18 protein-coding genes, 1 tRNA gene and 1 pseudogene are annotated in these 18,593 nt (G+C 61.5%); 13 read left to right on the top strand and 7 right to left on the bottom strand.

Going from position 1 to position 18,593, the window contains the following annotated elements:
• The first annotated feature begins 23 nt into the window (after positions 1-23).
• Positions 24-713, top strand: coding sequence for an energy-coupling factor ABC transporter permease (locus tag ODQ19_RS02205; protein WP_330209235.1), 690 nt, complete (start codon positions 24-26; stop codon positions 711-713).
• Between the two features lie 64 nt (positions 714-777).
• The gene (locus ODQ19_RS02200; protein WP_003171680.1) at positions 778-993 is read left to right on the top strand and encodes a hypothetical protein; all 216 of its coding nucleotides are present in this window, start codon (positions 778-780) and stop codon (positions 991-993) included.
• On the opposite strand, the gene yacG is transcribed toward ODQ19_RS02200, so the two are convergent.
• Genes yacG through ODQ19_RS02180 form a run of 4 tightly spaced genes read right to left on the bottom strand, consistent with a single transcriptional unit; the run spans position 990 to position 3,878 of the window.
• Positions 990-1,190, bottom strand: coding sequence for a DNA gyrase inhibitor YacG (yacG, locus tag ODQ19_RS02195; protein ID WP_003188437.1), 201 nt, complete (start codon positions 1,188-1,190; stop codon positions 990-992). The two genes, ODQ19_RS02200 and yacG, sit on opposite strands and share 4 nt — an antisense overlap.
• On the bottom strand, positions 1,187-1,810 hold the full coding sequence (gene coaE, locus ODQ19_RS02190; protein ID WP_330209234.1) for a dephospho-CoA kinase: 624 nt from the start codon (positions 1,808-1,810) through the stop codon (positions 1,187-1,189). Before coaE ends, yacG begins: the two co-directional genes overlap by 4 nt.
• Positions 1,807-2,673, bottom strand: a complete 867-nt coding sequence (locus ODQ19_RS02185; RefSeq protein WP_330209233.1) for a prepilin peptidase — start codon at positions 2,671-2,673, stop codon at positions 1,807-1,809. Before ODQ19_RS02185 ends, coaE begins: the two co-directional genes overlap by 4 nt.
• Positions 2,670-3,878 (bottom strand): type II secretion system F family protein, encoded by a 1,209-nt coding sequence (locus ODQ19_RS02180; RefSeq protein ID WP_330209232.1) that lies wholly within the window; start codon positions 3,876-3,878, stop codon positions 2,670-2,672. Before ODQ19_RS02180 ends, ODQ19_RS02185 begins: the two co-directional genes overlap by 4 nt.
• Before the next feature lie 201 nt (positions 3,879-4,079).
• On the opposite strand from ODQ19_RS02180, the gene ODQ19_RS02175 reads away from it, so the two are divergent.
• The 3 genes from ODQ19_RS02175 (at position 4,080) to ODQ19_RS02165 (ending at position 5,088) form a co-directional block, all read left to right on the top strand.
• Positions 4,080-4,493 (top strand): pilin, encoded by a 414-nt coding sequence (locus ODQ19_RS02175; RefSeq protein WP_116668369.1) that lies wholly within the window; start codon positions 4,080-4,082, stop codon positions 4,491-4,493.
• Between the two features lie 64 nt (positions 4,494-4,557).
• Positions 4,558-4,633 (top strand) — tRNA-Thr (locus tag ODQ19_RS02170).
• A 149-nt stretch (positions 4,634-4,782) separates the two neighbouring features.
• Positions 4,783-5,088, top strand: coding sequence for a DUF6388 family protein (locus tag ODQ19_RS02165; protein ID WP_330209231.1), 306 nt, complete (start codon positions 4,783-4,785; stop codon positions 5,086-5,088).
• Between the two features lie 170 nt (positions 5,089-5,258).
• On the opposite strand, the gene nadC is transcribed toward ODQ19_RS02165, so the two are convergent.
• Positions 5,259-6,107 carry a carboxylating nicotinate-nucleotide diphosphorylase gene (gene nadC, locus ODQ19_RS02160; RefSeq protein WP_073523961.1) on the bottom strand — a complete coding sequence of 283 codons (849 nt, stop codon included), beginning with the start codon at positions 6,105-6,107 and terminating at the stop codon, positions 5,259-5,261.
• A 244-nt stretch (positions 6,108-6,351) separates the two neighbouring features.
• On the opposite strand from nadC, the gene ODQ19_RS02155 reads away from it, so the two are divergent.
• The 6 genes and pseudogenes from ODQ19_RS02155 to ODQ19_RS02135 all read left to right on the top strand — a co-directional run bounded on the left by ODQ19_RS02155 (position 6,352) and on the right by ODQ19_RS02135 (position 12,806).
• Entirely contained in the window at positions 6,352-8,499 is a 2,148-nt protein-coding gene (locus ODQ19_RS02155) for a DUF1631 domain-containing protein (protein WP_330209230.1), read from the top strand.
• Positions 8,500-8,560: 61 nt separating this feature from the next.
• Entirely contained in the window at positions 8,561-9,124 is a 564-nt protein-coding gene (gene ampD, locus ODQ19_RS02150) for a 1,6-anhydro-N-acetylmuramyl-L-alanine amidase AmpD (RefSeq protein WP_330209229.1), read from the top strand.
• Entirely contained in the window at positions 9,121-9,957 is an 837-nt protein-coding gene (gene ampE / locus ODQ19_RS02145; protein ID WP_014716879.1) for a regulatory signaling modulator protein AmpE, read from the top strand. The genes ampD and ampE overlap by 4 nt, the downstream gene beginning before the upstream one ends.
• A gap of 297 nt (positions 9,958-10,254) precedes the next feature.
• A pseudogene (locus ODQ19_RS28125) lies at positions 10,255-11,346 on the top strand (methyl-accepting chemotaxis protein); the annotation flags it as partial.
• A complete protein-coding gene (locus ODQ19_RS28120) occupies positions 11,323-12,252 on the top strand; it encodes a methyl-accepting chemotaxis protein (RefSeq protein ID WP_442962719.1) in 930 nt (309 codons plus the stop codon). The pseudogene ODQ19_RS28125 and the gene ODQ19_RS28120, both read left to right, overlap by 24 nt.
• A 125-nt stretch (positions 12,253-12,377) precedes the next feature.
• Positions 12,378-12,806, top strand: coding sequence for a hypothetical protein (locus tag ODQ19_RS02135; RefSeq protein WP_116668364.1), 429 nt, complete (start codon positions 12,378-12,380; stop codon positions 12,804-12,806).
• Here the strand turns inward: ODQ19_RS02135 and ODQ19_RS02130 are convergent.
• Together ODQ19_RS02130 and cra are read right to left on the bottom strand one after the other, a co-directional pair.
• The gene (locus ODQ19_RS02130; protein ID WP_330209227.1) at positions 12,753-13,529 is read right to left on the bottom strand and encodes a TatD family hydrolase; all 777 of its coding nucleotides are present in this window, start codon (positions 13,527-13,529) and stop codon (positions 12,753-12,755) included. The genes ODQ19_RS02135 and ODQ19_RS02130 overlap by 54 nt on opposite strands.
• Positions 13,530-13,531: 2 nt before the next feature.
• Positions 13,532-14,527 carry a catabolite repressor/activator gene (cra, locus tag ODQ19_RS02125; RefSeq protein ID WP_014716882.1) on the bottom strand — a complete coding sequence of 332 codons (996 nt, stop codon included), beginning with the start codon at positions 14,525-14,527 and terminating at the stop codon, positions 13,532-13,534.
• A gap of 284 nt (positions 14,528-14,811) precedes the next feature.
• Here cra and ptsP point away from each other — a divergent pair, with 284 nt between their 5' ends.
• Together ptsP and pfkB are read left to right on the top strand one after the other, a co-directional pair.
• Positions 14,812-17,670 carry a phosphoenolpyruvate--protein phosphotransferase gene (ptsP, locus tag ODQ19_RS02120; protein ID WP_330209226.1) on the top strand — a complete coding sequence of 953 codons (2,859 nt, stop codon included), beginning with the start codon at positions 14,812-14,814 and terminating at the stop codon, positions 17,668-17,670.
• The gene (gene pfkB / locus ODQ19_RS02115) at positions 17,671-18,591 is read left to right on the top strand and encodes a 1-phosphofructokinase (protein ID WP_330209225.1); all 921 of its coding nucleotides are present in this window, start codon (positions 17,671-17,673) and stop codon (positions 18,589-18,591) included. It begins immediately after the preceding gene.
• Positions 18,592-18,593 lie beyond the last annotated feature (2 nt).

Below are 18,593 nucleotides of genomic sequence, written 5' to 3'. Positions count from 1 at the left end.
TTTTTTGTAAAGGCAGAGCATCCGTGATCAGCGCAGCGGTTCTGGCACCCCAGACCCTCGGTATCGGCTGGCTGGTGTATGCGCCCGTGCTGATGTGGGCGATCCTGCGCTCGCCATGCCTGGAGCTGTTTGCCGACCGTCGGCGCCAGCACTTGCTGTTCGGCACGGTGTTCGCGCTGTTCATGCTGTGGTTGGTGCGGCGGGATTTCGATACTGGCGTGTCCTACCACTTTATCGGCATGACCGCCGTGACCTTGCTGCTGGATTGGCCGCTGGCAATCGTCGGTGGCTTTGCCGCCCAGCTTGGCTTGATGCTGTTGGGGCGCGAGGATCTGGCCGCGCTTGGCGTCAATGGCCTGCTCCTGATCGTGCTGCCGGTGTTGGTCACCGAAGGGTGCGCGCTGTTGGTAGAGCGGGCTCAGCCGCGAAACCCCTTTGTGTATATCTTCTGTTCGGGCTTTTTTGCGGCCGCACTCTCGGCATTGCTGTGCCTGTTGGCCGGCCTGGGCCTGCTGTGGTTCGACGGCCTTTTTGCGATGCCTGAATGGCTGGAGGATTTTGTCGGTTACCTGTGGCTGATCATCTTTCCCGAAGCCTTTATCAACGGCATGGTCATCAGCGCGCTGGTGGTGTTTTGCCCGGAATGGCTGGAGACCTTCAACCGTACTCGCTACCTCTCGGCGCCGTGGAAGGACGACGATTCGCGGCGTTGATCCAGGTCAAATGCCAGGCAGCGGCGCAGGTCCATGCTCGGCAAAATTTTCAGGAGCATGAATCATGAGTGTGTATGAATGGGCACGGCAGGAGTTGCGCAGAAGCCAGGATGCAGCGCAGGAAATCGGGTTTGACCCCGGTTTGACCTTGCGCGCCATGCTCAGCGCAGTGGTGCAGCAAAGCAAGGGTGTACGCAGCTTTGAAGACCTGGCCGACGAGTTGCAATACCTTGCAGAAAACCTCGACGACCAGCAGGAATATGCCTTTATGCGGCCTTAGTGGCGCGGCGGCAGGTCTTCGGAAAACAGTTCATCTTCGGCGTCCGGGGCCACGGGAATCTTGTGTTCTTCAGCGGCCCAGGCACCCAGGTCGATAAGCTTGCAACGGTCCGAGCAGAACGGCCGGTTGAGGTTGGTCGCTTTCCATTCCACGGGTGCACCGCAGGTTGGGCAGTCGACGGTCAAGGGTTGGCTCATGATCGGCCTCCACGCAAAGTAAGGTAAAAGTGGTGCAGTCGCTCGACCTCGCCGTGCAGCCAGGCGAGGTCCTTATCGTTGACCAGCACGTCATCGGCATGGTTCAGGCGGTCTTCGCGGCTGGACTGGGCCTTGAGAATTGCCTGCACCTGTTGTTCGCTGATGCCGTCGCGCTGCAGGGTACGCTGAATCTGCAGCGATTGCGGCACGTCGATCACCAGGATGCGCTGGGTCATGCTGTACTGCCCGGACTCGATCAGCAGCGGCGACACCAGGATCGCGTAGGGCGATTGGGCGCGTGCCAGGTGGCTGCGAATTTCCTCGGCGATCAGCGGGTGCAGCAAGGCTTCCAGCCACAGGCGCTCTTGCGGGGCCTCAAAGATCAGTTTGCGCAGCGCGGCACGGTCCAGTTGGCCGTCGGCTTGCAGCACGTCGCTGCCGAAGTGTTCGGCGATGCGTGCCAGGGCCGGGCGGCCAGGTTCGACGACCCAGCGCGCGGCGTGATCGGCATCCACCAGGTCGATGCCCAGCTTGATAAAGTGCTCGGCCGCAGCACTTTTGCCGCTGCCAATGCCGCCCGTGAGCCCAAGAATCCAGGGTGTTGCAACAGAAGTGGTCATCTGAAACCGACAGACTGCAAATAGAAGTCGGTTATTTGACCACCCCAGAGCAATGCAATCCAGCCGGCAATTGCCAGGCAGGGGCCAAACGGCATCGGCGCTGACACCTGGGCCTTACGCAAACGCAGCAGGATCAGCCCGACAAACACGCCCAACAGTGAGGCCATCAGCAGGGTCATCGGCAGAATCTGCCAGCCGCCCCAGGCTCCCAGCAAGGCCAATAACTTGAAGTCGCCATGGCCCATGCCGTCTTTGCCGGTGGCCAGCTTGAACAGCCAGAACAGGCACCACAAGCTCATGTAGCCGATGACCGCGCCCCACACTGCATCGGGCAGGGGCGTCAGCAGGTCAGCACTGTTGAGGATCAGCCCCAGCCATAGCAGCGGCAGCACCAGCACATCCGGCAGCAGTTGGTGGTCCAGATCAATCAGGCTCATGCCCAGCAAGCCCCAACTCAACAGCATCACCGCGCCGGCTTGCCAGCCGAAGCCGAAGTGCCAGGCGACAGCGGTTGAGATCAGCGCGCACGCGAGTTCGGTGAGGGGGTAACGCAGGCCGATGGGCTCGCGGCAGTGGGCACAACGCCCCCGGAGCAGCAGGTAGCTGAGCACCGGGATATTTTCCCAAGGCCGAATCGGTTGATTGCAGCGCGGGCAGCAGGAGTTCGGACGCATCAGGTTATAGGCCGGCCCACCGGGCTCGGCTGGCAAGTCGAGAATCTCATGGGCCTGGGCACGCCATTCCCGCTCGAGCATTTTGGGCAGGCGCCATGCCAGCACATTGAGGAAGCTGCCGACGATCAGGCCCAACACCAGCGCCAGGCCCGCAAATGCCCAGGGATGTTCGCTCAGCAGCAGGCTCAAAATGCCGTCCCCAATTGGAACACCGGCAGATACATGGCGACTACCAGCGCTCCGACAATGCCTCCCAGTACAACCATGATCAGCGGCTCCATCAGGCTGGTGAGGTTGTCGACCAAAGTATCCACGTCTGACTCGTAGTGGTTCGCGACTTTTTCCAGCATGCGGTCCAGGGTGCCGGACTCCTCCCCGATTGCGGTCATCTGGATCGCCATGCCTGGGAACAGGCCGCTGTTATGCATCGATTGATTCAACTGCATGCCTGTGGATACATCGTGGCGCATACGTTCGATTGCCTGTTTGAAGGGGCCATTGCCGACGGCGCCGGCCACCGAACCCAATGCCTGTACCAGAGGGACGCCAGCCGCAAAGGTGGTGGAAAGTGTGCGAGCGTAGCGAGCAACCGCAGATTTGTGCAGCAGTTTGCCTGCCACGGGCACTTTCAACAAACCCGCCGCCCACCAATGGCGAAACCCCGGGTAAGTTCGATAGGCATGATGCCCAGCGACCATTATGGCGCCCACGCCCAGCGCCAGCATCCACCACGCTTGTTGCAACAGTTCTGACAGTGCAATGACTCCCAGAGTAAACCCCGGCAATTGGCCGTTGACCCCGGCGAACAGGTTCTGGAACTGCGGCACAACGTGAATCAACAGCACTGTGCTCACCCCTGTGGCAATCACGAGTACCGCGACAGGGTAGGTCATGGCTTTCTTGATCCTGGTTTTGAGCCGTTGGCTTTTTTCCAAATGAATCGCCACGCGCTCGAGCAAGGTTTCCAGGGCGCCAGCCATTTCGCCAGCTGCCACCAGATTGCAATACAGCTCATCGAAGTAACGGGGATATTGGCGCAGGGCAGCGGCCAAGGAGTGTCCGCTGGCAATGTGCTGTTTCAACGCCTTCACCAGTTCTCGCAGTTGTGGTTTTTCGACGCCTTCGCTGATGATGTCGAAGGCTTGCAGCAGTGGGATGCCGGCTTTGAGCAAGGTGGCCAACTGGCGAGTGAACAGGGCGATACCCACAGGCGTTATTCGCGCCTTGAAGGCCGGTAGTGCGCAAGTTTTCTTGCGCACACGCTCAGGGCAGATCCCTTGCTGGCGCAGTTGTACCTTGATCAGCGCAAGGTTATGGCCGGCGATTTGTCCGGAAACCCGGCGCCCTTTGCGGTTGATGCCTTCCCAGGCATAAATTGTCGACGTGTCGTTCATGTGAGGTTGGCGCACCCAGGTCGTGAAGAATTTATAGCTTAGTCAGATGGCGGATGCGGGCAGGCTGGCGCTGAGCGATAAAATGTCAGATTGTGCGTCTTGCAGGCCATGGACTGCGTGGGGATGAGTACACTGACGCCGTTGCACACTGCGGGGCGCAGGACGCGCCTTGTCATGGTTCTATTCTGGAGAGTGAAAGAGATGCGTCAAAAAGGTTTTACCTTGATCGAGTTATTGATTGTCGTGGCAATCATCGGCATTTTGGCCACCATCGGTCTGCCCATGTACACCAAGCACCAGGCCAAGGCCAAGTTCACGGCGGGGTTGGCTGAAATCAGCGCTCTAAAGGCTGGCTACGAGGACGCTATCAACCAAGGTACCGTGCCGACCCTGGCCCTCATCGGGGGCACAAGCCCTACCGCCAACTGCACCATCGAAGTGACAGGCGATGTGGCCTCGGGCGCCGGTACCCTGCGTTGTGAAATCCTCGATGCGCCCGCGCCCGTGCTCGGCAAGACCATCACCTTGACCCGTAGCGCCACCACCGGCTGGAGCTGTGCCACCACGGTAGAGCCGCAATACGCTGCCAAGGGCTGCGGCGCCCACGGCGCGTGACAGTCGCCGGGCGGTGAGCGAGCAAGTTGCTGCATGCCCAATGCAGTGCTAGCTTTAGCCCACCGCCCGTGTAGCTCAGCCGGTAGAGCAGCGCACTCGTAACGCGAAGGTCGCAGGTTCGATTCCTGTCTCGGGCACCACAGGCACCACTGTTTCAACGGCAATGTTTTCAGATGATCCCAGAATGGTTCTGAAGGCCAGGTGAGCCGGGCATTTGCGCCCGCTCTTTTGTATCTGCCCAACCTTGAAGACCCAGATGCATCCCCATTCCTCGATCTAAGAGAACAACATGACCACGACTGAAATGACCCAGGAAGTTCGGCACCAAGCAGCTCTCGAAAAATATCTCGAGGAGTCGCCGCAGCTTAAAGAAGAGATCAAGGACCTGAGTGCCGACGATCAGCGCGACCAGATTCAGTGGGCATTTGAAGATGAGGCCGAGAGCCAGGGCTACCAGCCTTGGGAGCTGACCCTCAAGTACACCTCGACACCCGAAGAGTTCGAAGCCGCGCGGTTGGCCTTGCACAAAGAGGCCGCCGAAGTGCTGGGTGTCGATTGGGACGAGTACTGCGAGATGAATAACCTCGTCGTCTAAGCACGGCGGGCTTGTTGTGGCGAGGGAGCTTGCTCCCGCTGGGCTGCGAAGCAGCCCCAAATTGGGTGATCGAAATACATCAGGTGTACGTCGATGAACGGTTTGGGAGCACTGCGCACTCCAGCGGGAGCAAGCTCCTTCGCCACAATCGCCCGGCCCTGCATGGTTTCTTAGATACTCAGGCGCATCGACAGGTCCACCGCTTTCACATCCTTGGTCATCGCACCGATGGAGATGTAGTCCACGCCGGTTTCAGCGATAGGCAGCAAGGTGGTTTCATTGATCCCGCCGCTGGCTTCCAGCTTGGCCTTGCCTGCGTTCAGGCGCACGGCTTCGCGCATGTCTTCCAGGCTCAGTTCATCCAGCATGATGATGTCGGCACCCGCCGCCAGGGCTTCGCGCAATTCCTCCAGGCTTTCCACTTCGATTTCCACCGGCTTGCCCGGGGCGATCTTGTGGGCGGCGGTGATCGCTTGGGCAATACCACCGCAGGCGGCGATGTGGTTTTCCTTGATCAGGAACGCGTCATACAGCCCGATACGGTGGTTGTGGCAACCGCCGCAGGTCACCGCATATTTTTGCGCCAAGCGCAGGCCCGGCAATGTCTTGCGGGTGTCCAGCAGCTTGACCTGGGTGCTGGCGACAAAGTCCGCCAAAAATTGCGCACGGGTCGCAACCCCTGACAGCAATTGCAGAAAATTCAACGCGCAACGTTCACCACTGAGCAGCGAGCGGGCAGGGCCCTCAAGGTGGAACAACGCCTGGTTGGGGCTCACCCGTTCACCGTCAGCCACCTGCCAGTGCACGGCAACCCGTGGGTCCAGTTGACGAAACACTGCATCCACCCACGCCGTGCCGGCGATAACAGCCGCCTCACGGGTAATGATCGTGGCCTTGGCCAGCCGTTCGGCCGGGATCAACTGCGCGGTGATGTCACCACTGCCGATGTCTTCCAGCAGTGCGCGGCGCACGTTGGCTTCGATTTCGGCGGTGAGGTCGGCAAGACGGAGGTTCGGCATAACAGGCTCCACAAACAAAGTGCCTCGATTATAGGGCCAGCATGCGTTCTAACCCAGGCTCGCCACTCATTTACTGCACAAAGTCAGAGTGGGCTGGCGCAACTGCCCTCGTTTGCAAGATAATCTCGCGCCTTGCAATTGGCGTCATAGCTTTGACGTCTTGGTGGTGAACGGGATGTTTGCAGTGCCTGCCGGGCCTGTGCCCGTCTTCCACCCCTCAAAACCGCCGTTTCAGGAGGCCAGGATGCACAATGACGGGAAGGTGGTGCCTATCAACAGGGCACAGGCCACGCCATCGCCGCTCGCGCGCCTGCCGGTGGTGTTGCTGCAGGTGCGTGACAAGGCTGCACAACAGCTGCAACAGGGGTTGCAGGAACTGTTCGATAACGCCGACGACACCCTGTTCGAAATGGCCGAAAAGGCCCGTAGCACCGTCGACCATCATATTTTTTTCGAGGCCATGCGCGACCTGCGCCTCAAGCGCAAGAACTTCGAGCGCGTGTTCATGGAGCAGCTGTTCGTGGCGTTCGCCAACCTGGGCCAGGCCCGGTGCAGCGGGGCACACCTGGTGCCGGTGGTGTCTTATGAGGCGGTACCCGGCACCAGCGCGGATGACGTGGAAAAAGCCGTGGCCCTGGAGGCGATGCTCGGTCGGGTTCGGCATCGTGATGGCTTGGCCCTGGGGCAATTGAGCGCGCGCATGAGTGAACTGCTCGGCAGGCGCCTGGATGATCCTGAAAACCCCTTGGGTCCGGCGCGGCTGTGCGAGTTTTTCCTGCAAGCAGGGCGCAGCCTGGGGGTGGAAATCCGCGTCAAGCTGGTCATGCTCAAGCTGTTTGAGAAATACGTGCTCAGTGACGCCGACCTGTTGTATGGCGAGGCCAACCAATTACTGATCGCCACTGGCGTATTGCCGGAACTCAAGGCGGTGCCGTCCCGTCGAGCCGGCGGGCGTGCGGCCCGGGAGCACCAGCATTGCACCAGCCAAGCGCTGGCCGACCCGCCGCTGGATAAAAGCGGCCAGCAAGCGTTCAGCGCCTTGCAGAAGTTGCTGGTAGCCGTGCGTGGCAGCGTGGCTCCGACCCTTGAAGCCAGTGCCGAACCGCAACCCATTGCCACCCGCGATCTGCTGCGGCTGCTGTCGCATTTGCAACAGTATGTACCGGAGCCGGAGAGCGAGGACGATTTCGACCTGCGCAACCAGCTGGAGCAGTTGCTCACCCGGGTCAGTGTCAAAAGTGGCAAGTCGCGGGTATTAGAGGAAGCAGACGAAGATGTGATCAATCTGGTCGCCATGCTGTTCGAGTTCATGCTCGATGACAGCAGTGTGCCGGACGCTTTCAAGGCGCTGATCGCTCGCTTGCAGATCCCGCTGCTGAAAGTGGCGGTGCTGGACAAGAGCCTGTTCAGTTGCGCGGAGCATCCGGCGCGGCGCTTGCTCAATGACATCGCGAGCGCCGTCATCGGCTGGAGCCCGCCCCATGACCACCCACGGGAAAACCTCTACCTGTGTATCGAGCAACTGGTACAGCGTTTGTTGAATGAGTTCGTCGAGGACCCGGCGATTTTCACCTCGCTGCTCACCACGTTCAGTGCGTTTACAGCTCAAGAGCGCACGCGCAGCGAGCAACTTGAGCGACATACCCGTGACGTCGAGCAAGAGCGCCTGCATATCGAGGTGGCGCGCCAGCGTGTCGCGCAGGTGCTCAATCGGCGGCTCGCGGGCAAAACCTTGCCGCAATCGGTGCTGCAATTTGTGCAGCAGGCCTGGAGCCAAGTGCTGTTAGTGGCCGTTCTCAAGCACGGTGAACAATCGCTGCAATGGCAAACGTCGCTGCGTACCCTGGATGAGTTGGTCTGGAGCGTGGGCCTGCGTGAAGACACCGAAGCGGGCCGGCGTTTGCTTGAGCAATTACCTGGGCTGCTCAAGGCATTGCGTGGCGGGTTGGCCGGTGCGGCGTTCGATCCGTTCAGTACTCGCGAGTTTTTCCTGCGGTTGCAGGCCATGCATGTCGAGCCGCTCGACAGCGAGGTGCTGGTGGAAGTCCGTGAGCCTTTTGCCCTGTGGGCTGGCCCGCCGGCTGCCGACGAACCATTAACCTCTGATGACCCCGACCTGCTCAAGGCCCAGCAGTTGCGAGTCGGTGACTGGGTAGCGTTGCAGCAAAATGAAGCCGGTAACCTGCGCTGCAAGTTGACCGCAATCATGCCGCCCGCCGATACCTATATTTTTGTCAGCCGAGCGGGCCTCAAGGTGCTGGAGAAAAGCGCGGGCCAGTTAGCCCTGGCGTTCAAGCAGGCCGCCCTGCACACCTTGGACGATGGCCCGCTGTTCGAACGTGCGCTGGCCGCCGTGGTGGGCGACCTGCGGCAACTCAATCGCGGCAAGTGATCGCAACCGCAGGGTGGAACGCGGCATACTGGTCACACCTCGTCTCACTCAAGGAGCCTGTATGCAGTTGGACCCCGCCAGCGGTTGGTGCCAGGGCATTCGTCATTGCCCTTCGCCCAACTTCAACGAGCGCCCTGAAGGCGAAATCTCGCTGTTGGTGGTGCATAACATCAGTTTGCCCCCGGCGCAGTTCAACACCGGCAAGGTGCAGGAGTTTTTCCAGAACCGCCTGGATATATCAGAACATCCCTACTTTGAAGGGATTGCCAGCCTACGGGTGTCTGCGCATTTTCTGATTGAACGTGACGGCACTGTGACGCAATTTGTTTCGTGCCGTGATCGGGCCTGGCATGCCGGTATTTCTGTCTTTGAGGGGCGCGAGGTCTGCAACGATTTTTCTCTGGGAATCGAGCTGGAAGGCACGGATGACCTACCGTTTACCAATTCCCAGTATGCGGCGCTGATCGACCTGACACGCCAACTGCTGGCCGCATACCCAGATATCACCCGCCAACGTATTTGTGGTCACAGCGACATCGCTCCGGGGCGCAAGACCGACCCGGGCCCCGCTTTTGATTGGATGCGCTTTCGCAGCGCCCTGCAGGATGGAGGACACGAACGATGAGTTTCCTGGTGTTGGTGCTGGCGGTATGGATCGAGAAGTTCTCGGCCTTGCGCCTGCGGTTGCAGCGCGACGGTGGATGGCTGCGTGAGCTGGCCAAGCTGGAATCGAGCCCGCGCATGGGCAAGCGGCCCTGGTTGATCCTGCTGGTATTGGTGCTGCTGCCGGTGGCGTTGCTGGCGTTGTTGTTGCTGGTCCTGGAGCCGGTGGCCTATGGCCTGTTGGCATTGCCGGTGCACTTGCTGGTGGTGATCTACAGCCTGGGCCGTGGCGATCTATTGGCAGGGCTGGGGCCGTTTCGCGATGCCTGGCGGCGCGGTGACCTGCAAGCGGCCGAGCATGTGGCCGAACGCGACCTCAAGCTTGGCGCCGACAGTGGTGAGCAACTGCTGGAGCGTGTCCAGGGCTACCTGCTGTGGCAGGCGTATCAAAGCTTTTTCGCGGTGATTTTCTGGTATTTCCTGCTGGGCCCGGTGGCCGCCCTGGCGTACCGCCTGTTGGCGCTGGCCAGCGAAAACAGCCAGAACCCCTTGGTGGCCGAGCGCGCCACGCAATTGCGCCACGCGTTTGACTGGTTGCCGGTACGCCTGCTGGCGGCCAGCTTTGCCTTAGTGGGCAATTTCGTCGGGGTCAGCCGGGTGATGCTCCACGAACTGCTGAGCTGGGACATCAGCGCTGCCCAACTGATGGAAAAAGTCGGCCTGGCTGCCGCGGAAATTCCTCCGCCAGTGGTGGGGGCCGATGGCATCAACAGCCTGGATCGCCTGTGGGAACTGCTGCTGCGTGCGGCGGTGCTGTGGTATGCCGGGTTTGCCATCTGGACGGTGTTGCCCTGATGGTAGGAGCGAGCTTGCTCGCGAAAAACGTCAACGATAACGCGTGCTTCCTGAATAAACGCGGCGTCGTTAAGTTTTTCGCGAGCAAGCTCGCTCCTACATGGCGTTAGGGCTTTCCCCTTGCCACATTTGGCCTCCAGACACGCCGTTAACCTTACGTTACAAAACTCCCTTTCGAATTGAGCTATACAGATAGAGCGCCAAATAGTGGCTATCTGCCGCCGCCCTGCGCCTCAATAAAAATAAAAGAAGGGGAGGTCACCTGTGAAGAGCTTGCTCTATCCCGCCGTCGCGCTGATGAACCGCCTGAGCTTCGGCATGAAGTTCAGCCTGATCAGCGTGCTGTTCCTGCTGCCGATGCTGGCGACCAACTATTACCTGGTGCGCGATTCGTGGCGCGAATACCAGGGCACCCGCGTCGAACTGCAAAGCCTTGACCTGCTTGGCAGCAGCCTGGCGTTGCGTCGCGAGCTGGAAACCCTCAACAACCAGGTACAGATCAACGCCACCCTCGGCCAGTCTGGCAAAGCGGCAGACCTGGAGACCAGGATCAGCGCCTTGGAAGCCAGTGTAGTGGAGCGCTTGCAGGGCTTGCGCGCCATCGCGACCCAGCCCGAGCACGTTGCCGTCTTCGACAGTAAGCGCGATGAGCTGATCGCTGCGTTCAAGGCTCAGCAACAGGAAACCTCGTTGCTCAACAAGGCGGCGTTGATCGGCAAGTTACTCAACCAGGCCCAGATGTTCAGCCAGATTATTGCCAGCCAAGCCGGCTTGAGCCGTGATCCGCAAAGTGATCTGCGCCAGCTCAGTGACCTGGTCACCACCGTCACCCCTCAAGTCACCCAGGCCTTGGGTGAAGGCCGTGCGATGGGCGCGTATTCCCTGGGGCAGGGTTTTATCAATTCGTCCTCCAGCACCCGTTTTGACGAACTGCTGCAGCAGCTTGAAAAACTTCATGGTGAATATGGCCTGAAGCTGCAGGACGCGCTGGGCGCCAGCCAGGCCGCGCACGCCGCCCTCGACGTGTCGGCGCAAGCCAGCCAGGCGAGCCTTAAGCAAGGCAGTGAGTTTTTCGAAGAGCAGGTGGTGATGGCCGAAACCCTCGACGCGCCTTGGCAGGGGTTTTATGACGGCGTCAGCCAACTAATGGCCAAGACCTATCAATTGGATGACGCCACCCTGGCGTTCCTCGGGCAGCAGTTGCAGCAGCGCCTGGCGCAAAACCGCCTGCACATGGTGTTGCTGATCGCCGCCCTGGCGGCGGTGTTTGCGCTGATTTTCTATCTCTATGCCGGTTTCTTTGTTTCCACTCGCACCACTTTGCGCCGCCTGGGGGCGATGATGGACAAAGTGGCGGCGGGTGACATGACGGTCACCTTCGTGGCTCAAAGCCGTGACGAACTCGGGGATTTGGGCCAGGTGTTCAATGGCACCGTGGCCAAGATTCATGACCTGATCGAGCGCGTTGGGCATACGGTCAGCCAGGTGGAGTTGCAGGCCGGCCAGGTGCAGGCGGTGTCGGCACAGAGTAACCAGGCGGTGTCCGGACAGCGCAGCCAGATCGAACAAGTGGCGACGGCGATGAACCAGATGTCCGCCACCGCCCAGGAGGTGGCGCGCAGCGCGGCGGCGGCGGTCAGCAGTGCCCAGAGCGTCAATGATGAAACGGTCACCGGGCGTGCGCTGGTGCAATCCCAGCAAGGCGGCATCGCGCGCCTGGCGGCGGAGATCGACGAGTCGGTGCGGGTGATCAACCAACTGGCTGCCGACAGCCAGTCCATCAGCAGCGTTTTGGAAGTGATCAAGAGCATTGCCGAGCAGACCAACCTGCTGGCGCTCAACGCAGCCATCGAGGCGGCGCGCGCCGGTGACCAGGGGCGTGGGTTTGCGGTCGTGGCTGACGAGGTGCGCACCCTGGCTCGGCGTACACAGCACTCCACCGAGGAAATCGAGCAGATGATCATCCGCTTGCACAGCGGCGTCGGTGCGGCGGTGAAGGCCATGGGCAGCAGCCATGAAATGGCGAATGGCACGGTGGGGCAGTCGGAAAAAGTCCAGCAAGCTCTGGAAAATATCCTGGGAGCGGTAGGGATGATCGTCGACCAGAACCAGCAGATCGCCGCCGCCGTGGAGCAGCAAACGGCGGTCGCCCAGGACATCGACCAGAATATTGTCGAAATCAACCGCGCCGGCGAACATGCGGCGCAAGGCGCCCAGCACACGGAAGCGGCCAGTCGGCAGTTGGCAATCCAGGTGGTTGAGTTGAAGCAATTGATTGGTGCGTTTCGGGTGTAGGGAGGTTCTGAAGGATGTAGCTACCGCCCCTGTGGCCGATGTCTTGATTTACCTGGGCATGTTTTATCGCGGCGTGAATAGGTGAAAATTTATTTCATCCGTCACGGTCACGAGGAGACACGACGATGGCCGCTGCAATCGGTATCAAAGGGCATTGCGCCCAGTGCGACATGACGTTTGAACTCAAGCCTTGGCAACTGAATGCCATTGCCATTGATGTGCCGTTTGACTGTACGTATTGCCACTGCGGTTTGCAGTTGGAGTGCGTCAAGCAGTTGCGCCAGTTCAAGGCCCTGGACCAATGGGCGCTGGTACGTCCGAGCATGATCATGCTGACATGCGTGACCTTGCTGGTGGCCTTGTTCGCTGAATGGTTGGGGCTGCTCAGTGTGATCGGGCAACTGAACGTTTCGCTGGTCGCCGTGCTGATCCATTTGCTGGTGGTGCGCTATGCCCGCCATCGACAGACGATGATCTTGAGGTTGCAGGTGATCAGTCCGCTACCAGTTGAACAGCTCGCACGCATTGCGTGTGCTCGCCTCAGCCAGCAATAGAGGGCGGGTGCCCATGCGCTCGGCCAGGGCCGTGCAGATGTCTGGCAGGTGCTGCGGGCTATTGCGCTGGTTGGGGTACATGGCCGGGGCCATATCCGGCGCATCGGTTTCCAGCACCACGGCGTCGAGTGGCAACTGCGCCAGTACCCGGTGCATGCGCAACGCCTGGGGCCAGGTGGCAGCGCCGCCCAGGCCCAGTTTGAACCCCAGCTTGATGTACTCGCGCGCCTCTTCAGCGCTGCCAGCGAACGCGTGGATGATGCCGCCTCTGGGCACGCGGATGCGCTTGAGGGTGGCAATCACGGCGGCGTGGCTGCGGCGAACGTGGAGCAAGGCCGGCAGTTGGAAATCCACCGCGAGTTTCAGCTGGGCTTCAAATAACTGTTGCTGGCGCTCGTGGTCCAACTGTTCCAGAAAGTAATCCAGGCCAATTTCGCCCACGGCGCACAGTTGCCGGTGGCCATGCAGGCGCGTCAACCAGTCGCCCAGCTCCAGCAGGTCTGCGGGGCGATGCTCATCGAGATACGCCGGGTGCAAGCCGAAGGCGGCGAACAAGCCTTCGTCCTGTTGCACCAAGTCCCACAGCCGCTGCCAATTTTTCTGGTACACCCCCAGCACCACCAGGCGCCGCACGCCGAGTTCACGGCTGCGGGCAAGGACGTGCGAGCGATCCTGGTCGAAGTCCTCGAAGTCCAGGTGCGTGTGGGTGTCGATCAGCTCCACGCTCAGGCCTCGTGGATACGCTGCTTGAAGGTCCGGCCAATCGCATGCACGCCGGGTTGGTACTGTTCTTCTTCAATGGCGGCCAGGGCCAGGCGCAGGGCGGTCTCGGCAATCAATTGATGTTGCTGGGCCATGGCGTTGACCGGCAGCGGGAGGAAATCCAGCAACTGGGTATCGCCGAAGGTGCCCAGGCGCAGGGGGCGTGACTTGAGGGGGAAGTCATGCAGCGCATCAAACACGCCTTGCAGCAGTACGTAGGAGGTGGTTACCAACGCGTCCGGCAAATGCCCCAGGCGTTGCAGCAGTTGCTCCATCAGCTCTCGGCCGCAGTCACGACTGAAGGCTTCGCCCTGTTCGATGATCACTTCGCCCGTAAAGCCCTGCAGCGCATCACGGAAACCGGCGGTACGGGCCTGGCTGATGCTCAGCTCGGGCCGCGCGCCAATCAGTGCGATCTGTTTGGGCAGCGGCTGCAGCAGGCTGCTGGTGAGTTGCCTGCAGGCCTGGTGGTCGTCGCTGACCACGGAGCAGAACTGGTTCGGCTCCATCTCCCGGTCGATGGCAATCACCGGCAGCCCCTTGGCCTGCAGCTCGCGATAGCTGTCATCGCTGGCCGGCAGGCAACTGGCGACGAACAGCGCATCGCAACGCCGCGCCCGGAACAGTTGCAGCAGTTGGCGTTCGCTGTCCGCTTCATCATCGGAGCTGGCGATCAGCAGTTGATAGCCCCGCGCCCGTGCCCCTTGTTCCAGTAGTTTGGCGATGCGTGCGTAGCTGGGGTTTTCCAGGTCTGGCAGGATGAACCCCAAGGTTCGCGTATGCCGGCTGCGCAGCCCGGCGGCTTGAGGGTTGGGGGTAAAGCCATGGGCTTGGACCACGGCACGCACACGCTCAACGGTTGCGTTGCTGATGCGCTGCTGTTCGGCCTTGCCGTTGATGACATAGCTGGCGGTGGTAACGGACACACCGGCCAGACGTGCGATATCACTGAGTTTCAAACCGGGATTTCCTTGTTTTTTGGCGCTCGCCCCGACATTTTGTCCAATCGTAACCGATTCCAGCATTCGACCAATGTCCCACAGCAAGCGCCGAGTGGCCCTTCAAGCTTGCGCAATTAACGCGTAATCTGCCATAAATTCTAGATTAAACGTTTCAGCAAGCGTATTTTTACGATGTTCGCCACTGAGTGACTACTGCCAATTGACCGCTCAGTCAGTTAATTTTGAACCTATTTACCTACAACAATACCTAGTGCGCCCGTCGCACTAACTAGGAGAACGGCATGCTTGAGCTCACTGTAGAGCAGATATCCATGGGCCAGGTGGCTGTGGATAAATCTGCTGCCTTGCACCTGCTCGCTGACAAACTGGTGGCCGATGGCCTGGTTGCCGAAGGTTATCTCAGTGGCCTGCAAGCCCGTGAAGCCCAAGGCTCGACCTTTCTCGGCCAAGGCATCGCTATTCCCCACGGCACGCCAGAAACCCGCGACCAGGTGTTTTCCACTGGTGTGCGCCTGCTGCAGTTCCCCGAAGGGGTGGACTGGGGCGATGGCCAGATCGTCTACCTGGCGATTGGCATCGCGGCTAAATCCGATGAACACCTGCGCCTGCTGCAACTGCTCACCCGTGCCCTCGGTGAAACCGACCTGGGCCAGGCGTTGCGCCGTGCCGGCAGTGCCGAAGCGCTGTTGAAACTGTTGCAAGGCGCACCCCAGGAACTGGCGCTGGATGCGCAGATGATCAGCCTGGGCGTGTCGGCCGATGATTTTGAAGAGTTGGTGTGGCGCGGCGCACGCCTGCTGCGCCAGGCCGACTGTGTGAGCAATGGCTTTGCCGCCGTATTGCAGCAGGTCGACGCGCTGCCCCTGGGCGATGGCCTGTGGTGGTTGCACAGCGAACAGACGGTCAAGCGTCCGGGCTTGGCCTTTGTGACGCCGGACAAGCCCATGCGTTACCTCGGCCAACCCTTGCACGGCCTGTTCTGCCTGGCGAGCCTTGGTGAAGCGCACCAGACCCTGCTCGAACGCCTGTGTGCCTTGCTAATTGAAGGGCGCGGCCAGGAGTTGGGACGCGCCACCAGCAGCCGCGCGGTGCTGGAAGTGCTGGGCGGTGAACTGCCGCCGGACTGGCCCAGCGCCCGCATTACCCTGGCCAACGCCCACGGGTTGCATGCACGCCCGGCCAAGATCCTGGCGCAATTGGCGAAAAGTTTTGATGGCGATATTCGCGTGCGCATCGTCGACGGCGCGGTGGGTGCCGTGTCGGTCAAAAGCCTGAGCAAGTTGCTCAGCCTCGGCGCACGTCGTGGCCAGGTGCTGGAGTTTGTGGCCGAGCCGACGGTGGCCGGCGATGCACTGCCCGCCCTCTTGGCCGCCGTGCAAGAGGGCCTTGGCGAAGAGGTCGAGCCCTTGCCCACCGTAAGCGCACAGCCAGCACAGGTCGATATCGAACCCGTGCTCAGTGCGCCACTGAGCGGTAGCCAACTCCAGGCCATTGCCGCCGCGCCGGGTATCGCCATCGGCCCGGCCCATATCCAGGTGCCGCAGGTGTTCGATTACCCGTTGCGCGGTGAATCCGCCGCCGCCGAACGCCAGCGCCTACACACGGCCTTGAGCGACGTGCGCACGGATATCCAGGGCTTGATCGAGCGTAGCCAGGCCAAGGCCATCCGCGAAATTTTCATCACCCACCAGGAAATGCTCGACGACCCGGAACTGACCGACGAAGTCGACACCCGCCTCAAGCAAGGCGAAAGCGCCGAAGCCGCCTGGATGAGCGTGATCGAAGCCGCCGCCAAGCAACAGGAAGCCTTGCAGGATGCCTTGCTGGCCGAGCGCGCTGCGGACTTGCGTGACATCGGCCGCCGCGTGCTGGCCCAGTTGTGCGGCGTCCAAAGCGTGCAGGAACCGAGCGAGCCCTACATCCTGGTGATGGAAGAGGTCGGCCCTTCGGACGTGGCGCGTCTGGACCCGGCCCGCGTTGCCGGCATTCTCACCGCCCGGGGCGGCGCCACCGCCCACAGTGCCATCGTCGCTCGCGCCCTGGGCATTCCGGCCTTGGTCGGCGCTGGCGCTGCGGTGTTACTGCTCAACGCCGGTACGCCGCTGTTACTCGATGGCCAGCGCGGTCGCCTGCATGTGGACCCCGACGCCGCCACCCTGCAACGGGCCACCGTGGAGCGCGACAGCCGCGAACAGCGCTTGCAAGCCGCTTCGGCCCAACGCCATGAACCGGCGCTGACCCGTGACGGCCACGCCGTGGAAGTGTTCGCCAACATTGGCGAAAGCGCCGGGGTGGCCAGTGCAGTGGAGCAGGGCGCCGAAGGCATTGGCCTGCTGCGCACCGAACTGATTTTCATGGCCCACCCCCAGGCGCCGGACGAGGCCACCCAGGAGGCCGAATACCGTCGCGTACTCGACGGCCTCAATGGTCGCCCGTTGGTGGTGCGCACCCTGGATGTGGGCGGTGACAAGCCCTTGCCCTATTGGCCGATCGCCGAAGAGGAAAACCCCTTCTTGGGTGTACGCGGCATTCGCTTGACGTTGCAACGCCCGCAGATCATGGAAGCGCAACTGCGCGCATTGCTGCGTGCAGCGGATAACCGCCCGCTGCGCATCATGTTCCCCATGGTCGGCAGCGTCGATGAGTGGCGCGCCGCCCGGGACATGACCGAGCGCCTGCGCCTGGAGATCCCAGTGGTGGACCTGCAACTGGGGATCATGATCGAAGTGCCCTCAGCCGCGTTGCTGGCGCCGGTCCTCGCCAAGGAAGTCGACTTCTTCAGCGTCGGCACCAACGACCTGACCCAGTACACCCTGGCCATCGACCGCGGCCACCCGACCCTGTCGGCCCAGGCCGATGGCTTGCACCCGGCAGTCCTGCAACTGATCGACATCACCGTGCGCGCCGCCCATGCCCACGGCAAATGGGTGGGCGTGTGCGGCGAGTTGGCGGCGGACCCGCTCGCGGTGCCGGTGCTGGTCGGCCTGGGTGTGGATGAGTTGAGCGTGTCGGCCCGCAGCATTCCCGAGGTGAAGGCGCGGGTGCGTGAATTCAGTCTGAGCGAGGCCCAGTGCCTGGCGCAACAAGCACTGGCGGTGGGTTCGCCCGCCGAAGTGCGTGCCCTAGTGGAGGCCGTGTAGATGGCGAATATTCTGACCCTGACGCTGAACCCGGCGTTGGACCTCACGGTACGCCTGGCGCACCTGCAACCCGGTGAGGTCAATCGCAGTGAAGCGATGCTCACCCACGCGGCGGGCAAGGGCGTGAATGTGGCGCAGGTGCTGGCGGACCTGGGCCATTACGTCAGCGTGGGCGGGTTCCTCGGCAGTGCCAACCCCCAGGCTTTCAAGGCGCTGATCAAGCGCCGTGGGTTTGGCGATGCCTTCATCCGTGTCCCCGGCGAAACCCGGAGCAACATCAAGATTGCCGAACAGGATGGGCGGGTTACCGACATCAATGCACCGGGGCCGCAGGTGACTGAAGAGGCGCAAAAAGCGCTGCTCAAAATGATCGCGATGATTGGGCCGGAGTTCGATGCGGTGGTGGTGGCCGGTAGCTTGCCGCGCGGCGTCAGCCCGCAGTGGTTTAAAGGTTTGCTGGAGGCGTTGAAAGACCTCGGGTTGAAAGTCGCCCTGGACACCAGTGGCGAAGCGCTGCGCCTGGGGTTGGAGGTTGGCCCGTGGCTGGTCAAACCCAATACCGAAGAGTTGGCCGAGGCCTTGGGTAACGCCACCGATGCCATCAGCCGACTGCATCAGCAAGGCGTCGAGCATGTGGTGGTCTCCGACGGCGCCGCAGGTGTGACCTGGTACCGCCCGGGTGCGGCTCTGCACGCCACGCCGCCCAAGGTGGCAGTGGCCAGTACTGTGGGCGCCGGCGACTCGCTGCTGGCCGGGATGCTCCACGGTTTGCTCAGTGGCGACACGCCGGAGCACACCTTGCGCCGGGCCACGGCGATTGCTGCGATGGCGGTGACACAGATCGGTTTTGGCATCAGCGATGACGCGCAGTTGGCGCATCTCGAAAGCGGCGTCGCTGTGCGCGCGCTGACAGAACAATAAGA

The sequence above is a fragment of the Pseudomonas sp. AM4(2022) genome (assembly GCF_036346515.1).
GTDB classification, from domain to species: domain Bacteria; phylum Pseudomonadota; class Gammaproteobacteria; order Pseudomonadales; family Pseudomonadaceae; genus Aquipseudomonas; species Aquipseudomonas paracarnis.
Note: the sequence above shows the minus strand (reverse complement) of the source record. Positions and strands in the feature narration are given on the sequence as shown.

Coding starts and splice junctions, on each gene's coding strand:
- ODQ19_RS02200 (WP_003171680.1), top strand. CDS start 778: ATGAGTGTGTATGAATGGGCACGGCAGGAGTTGCGCAGAAGCCAGGAT.
- nadC (WP_073523961.1), bottom strand. CDS start 6,107: ATGCCGAACCTCCGTCTTGCCGACCTCACCGCCGAAATCGAAGCCAAC.
- ampD (WP_330209229.1), top strand. CDS start 8,561: ATGCAGTTGGACCCCGCCAGCGGTTGGTGCCAGGGCATTCGTCATTGC.
- ODQ19_RS02180 (WP_330209232.1), bottom strand. CDS start 3,878: ATGAACGACACGTCGACAATTTATGCCTGGGAAGGCATCAACCGCAAA.
- ptsP (WP_330209226.1), top strand. CDS start 14,812: ATGCTTGAGCTCACTGTAGAGCAGATATCCATGGGCCAGGTGGCTGTG.
- pfkB (WP_330209225.1), top strand. CDS start 17,671: ATGGCGAATATTCTGACCCTGACGCTGAACCCGGCGTTGGACCTCACG.
- yacG (WP_003188437.1), bottom strand. CDS start 1,190: ATGAGCCAACCCTTGACCGTCGACTGCCCAACCTGCGGTGCACCCGTG.
- ODQ19_RS02155 (WP_330209230.1), top strand. CDS start 6,352: ATGCACAATGACGGGAAGGTGGTGCCTATCAACAGGGCACAGGCCACG.
- coaE (WP_330209234.1), bottom strand. CDS start 1,810: ATGACCACTTCTGTTGCAACACCCTGGATTCTTGGGCTCACGGGCGGC.
- ODQ19_RS02135 (WP_116668364.1), top strand. CDS start 12,378: ATGGCCGCTGCAATCGGTATCAAAGGGCATTGCGCCCAGTGCGACATG.
- ODQ19_RS28120 (WP_442962719.1), top strand. CDS start 11,323: ATGACGGTCACCTTCGTGGCTCAAAGCCGTGACGAACTCGGGGATTTG.
- ampE (WP_014716879.1), top strand. CDS start 9,121: ATGAGTTTCCTGGTGTTGGTGCTGGCGGTATGGATCGAGAAGTTCTCG.
- ODQ19_RS02165 (WP_330209231.1), top strand. CDS start 4,783: ATGACCACGACTGAAATGACCCAGGAAGTTCGGCACCAAGCAGCTCTC.
- ODQ19_RS02175 (WP_116668369.1), top strand. CDS start 4,080: ATGCGTCAAAAAGGTTTTACCTTGATCGAGTTATTGATTGTCGTGGCA.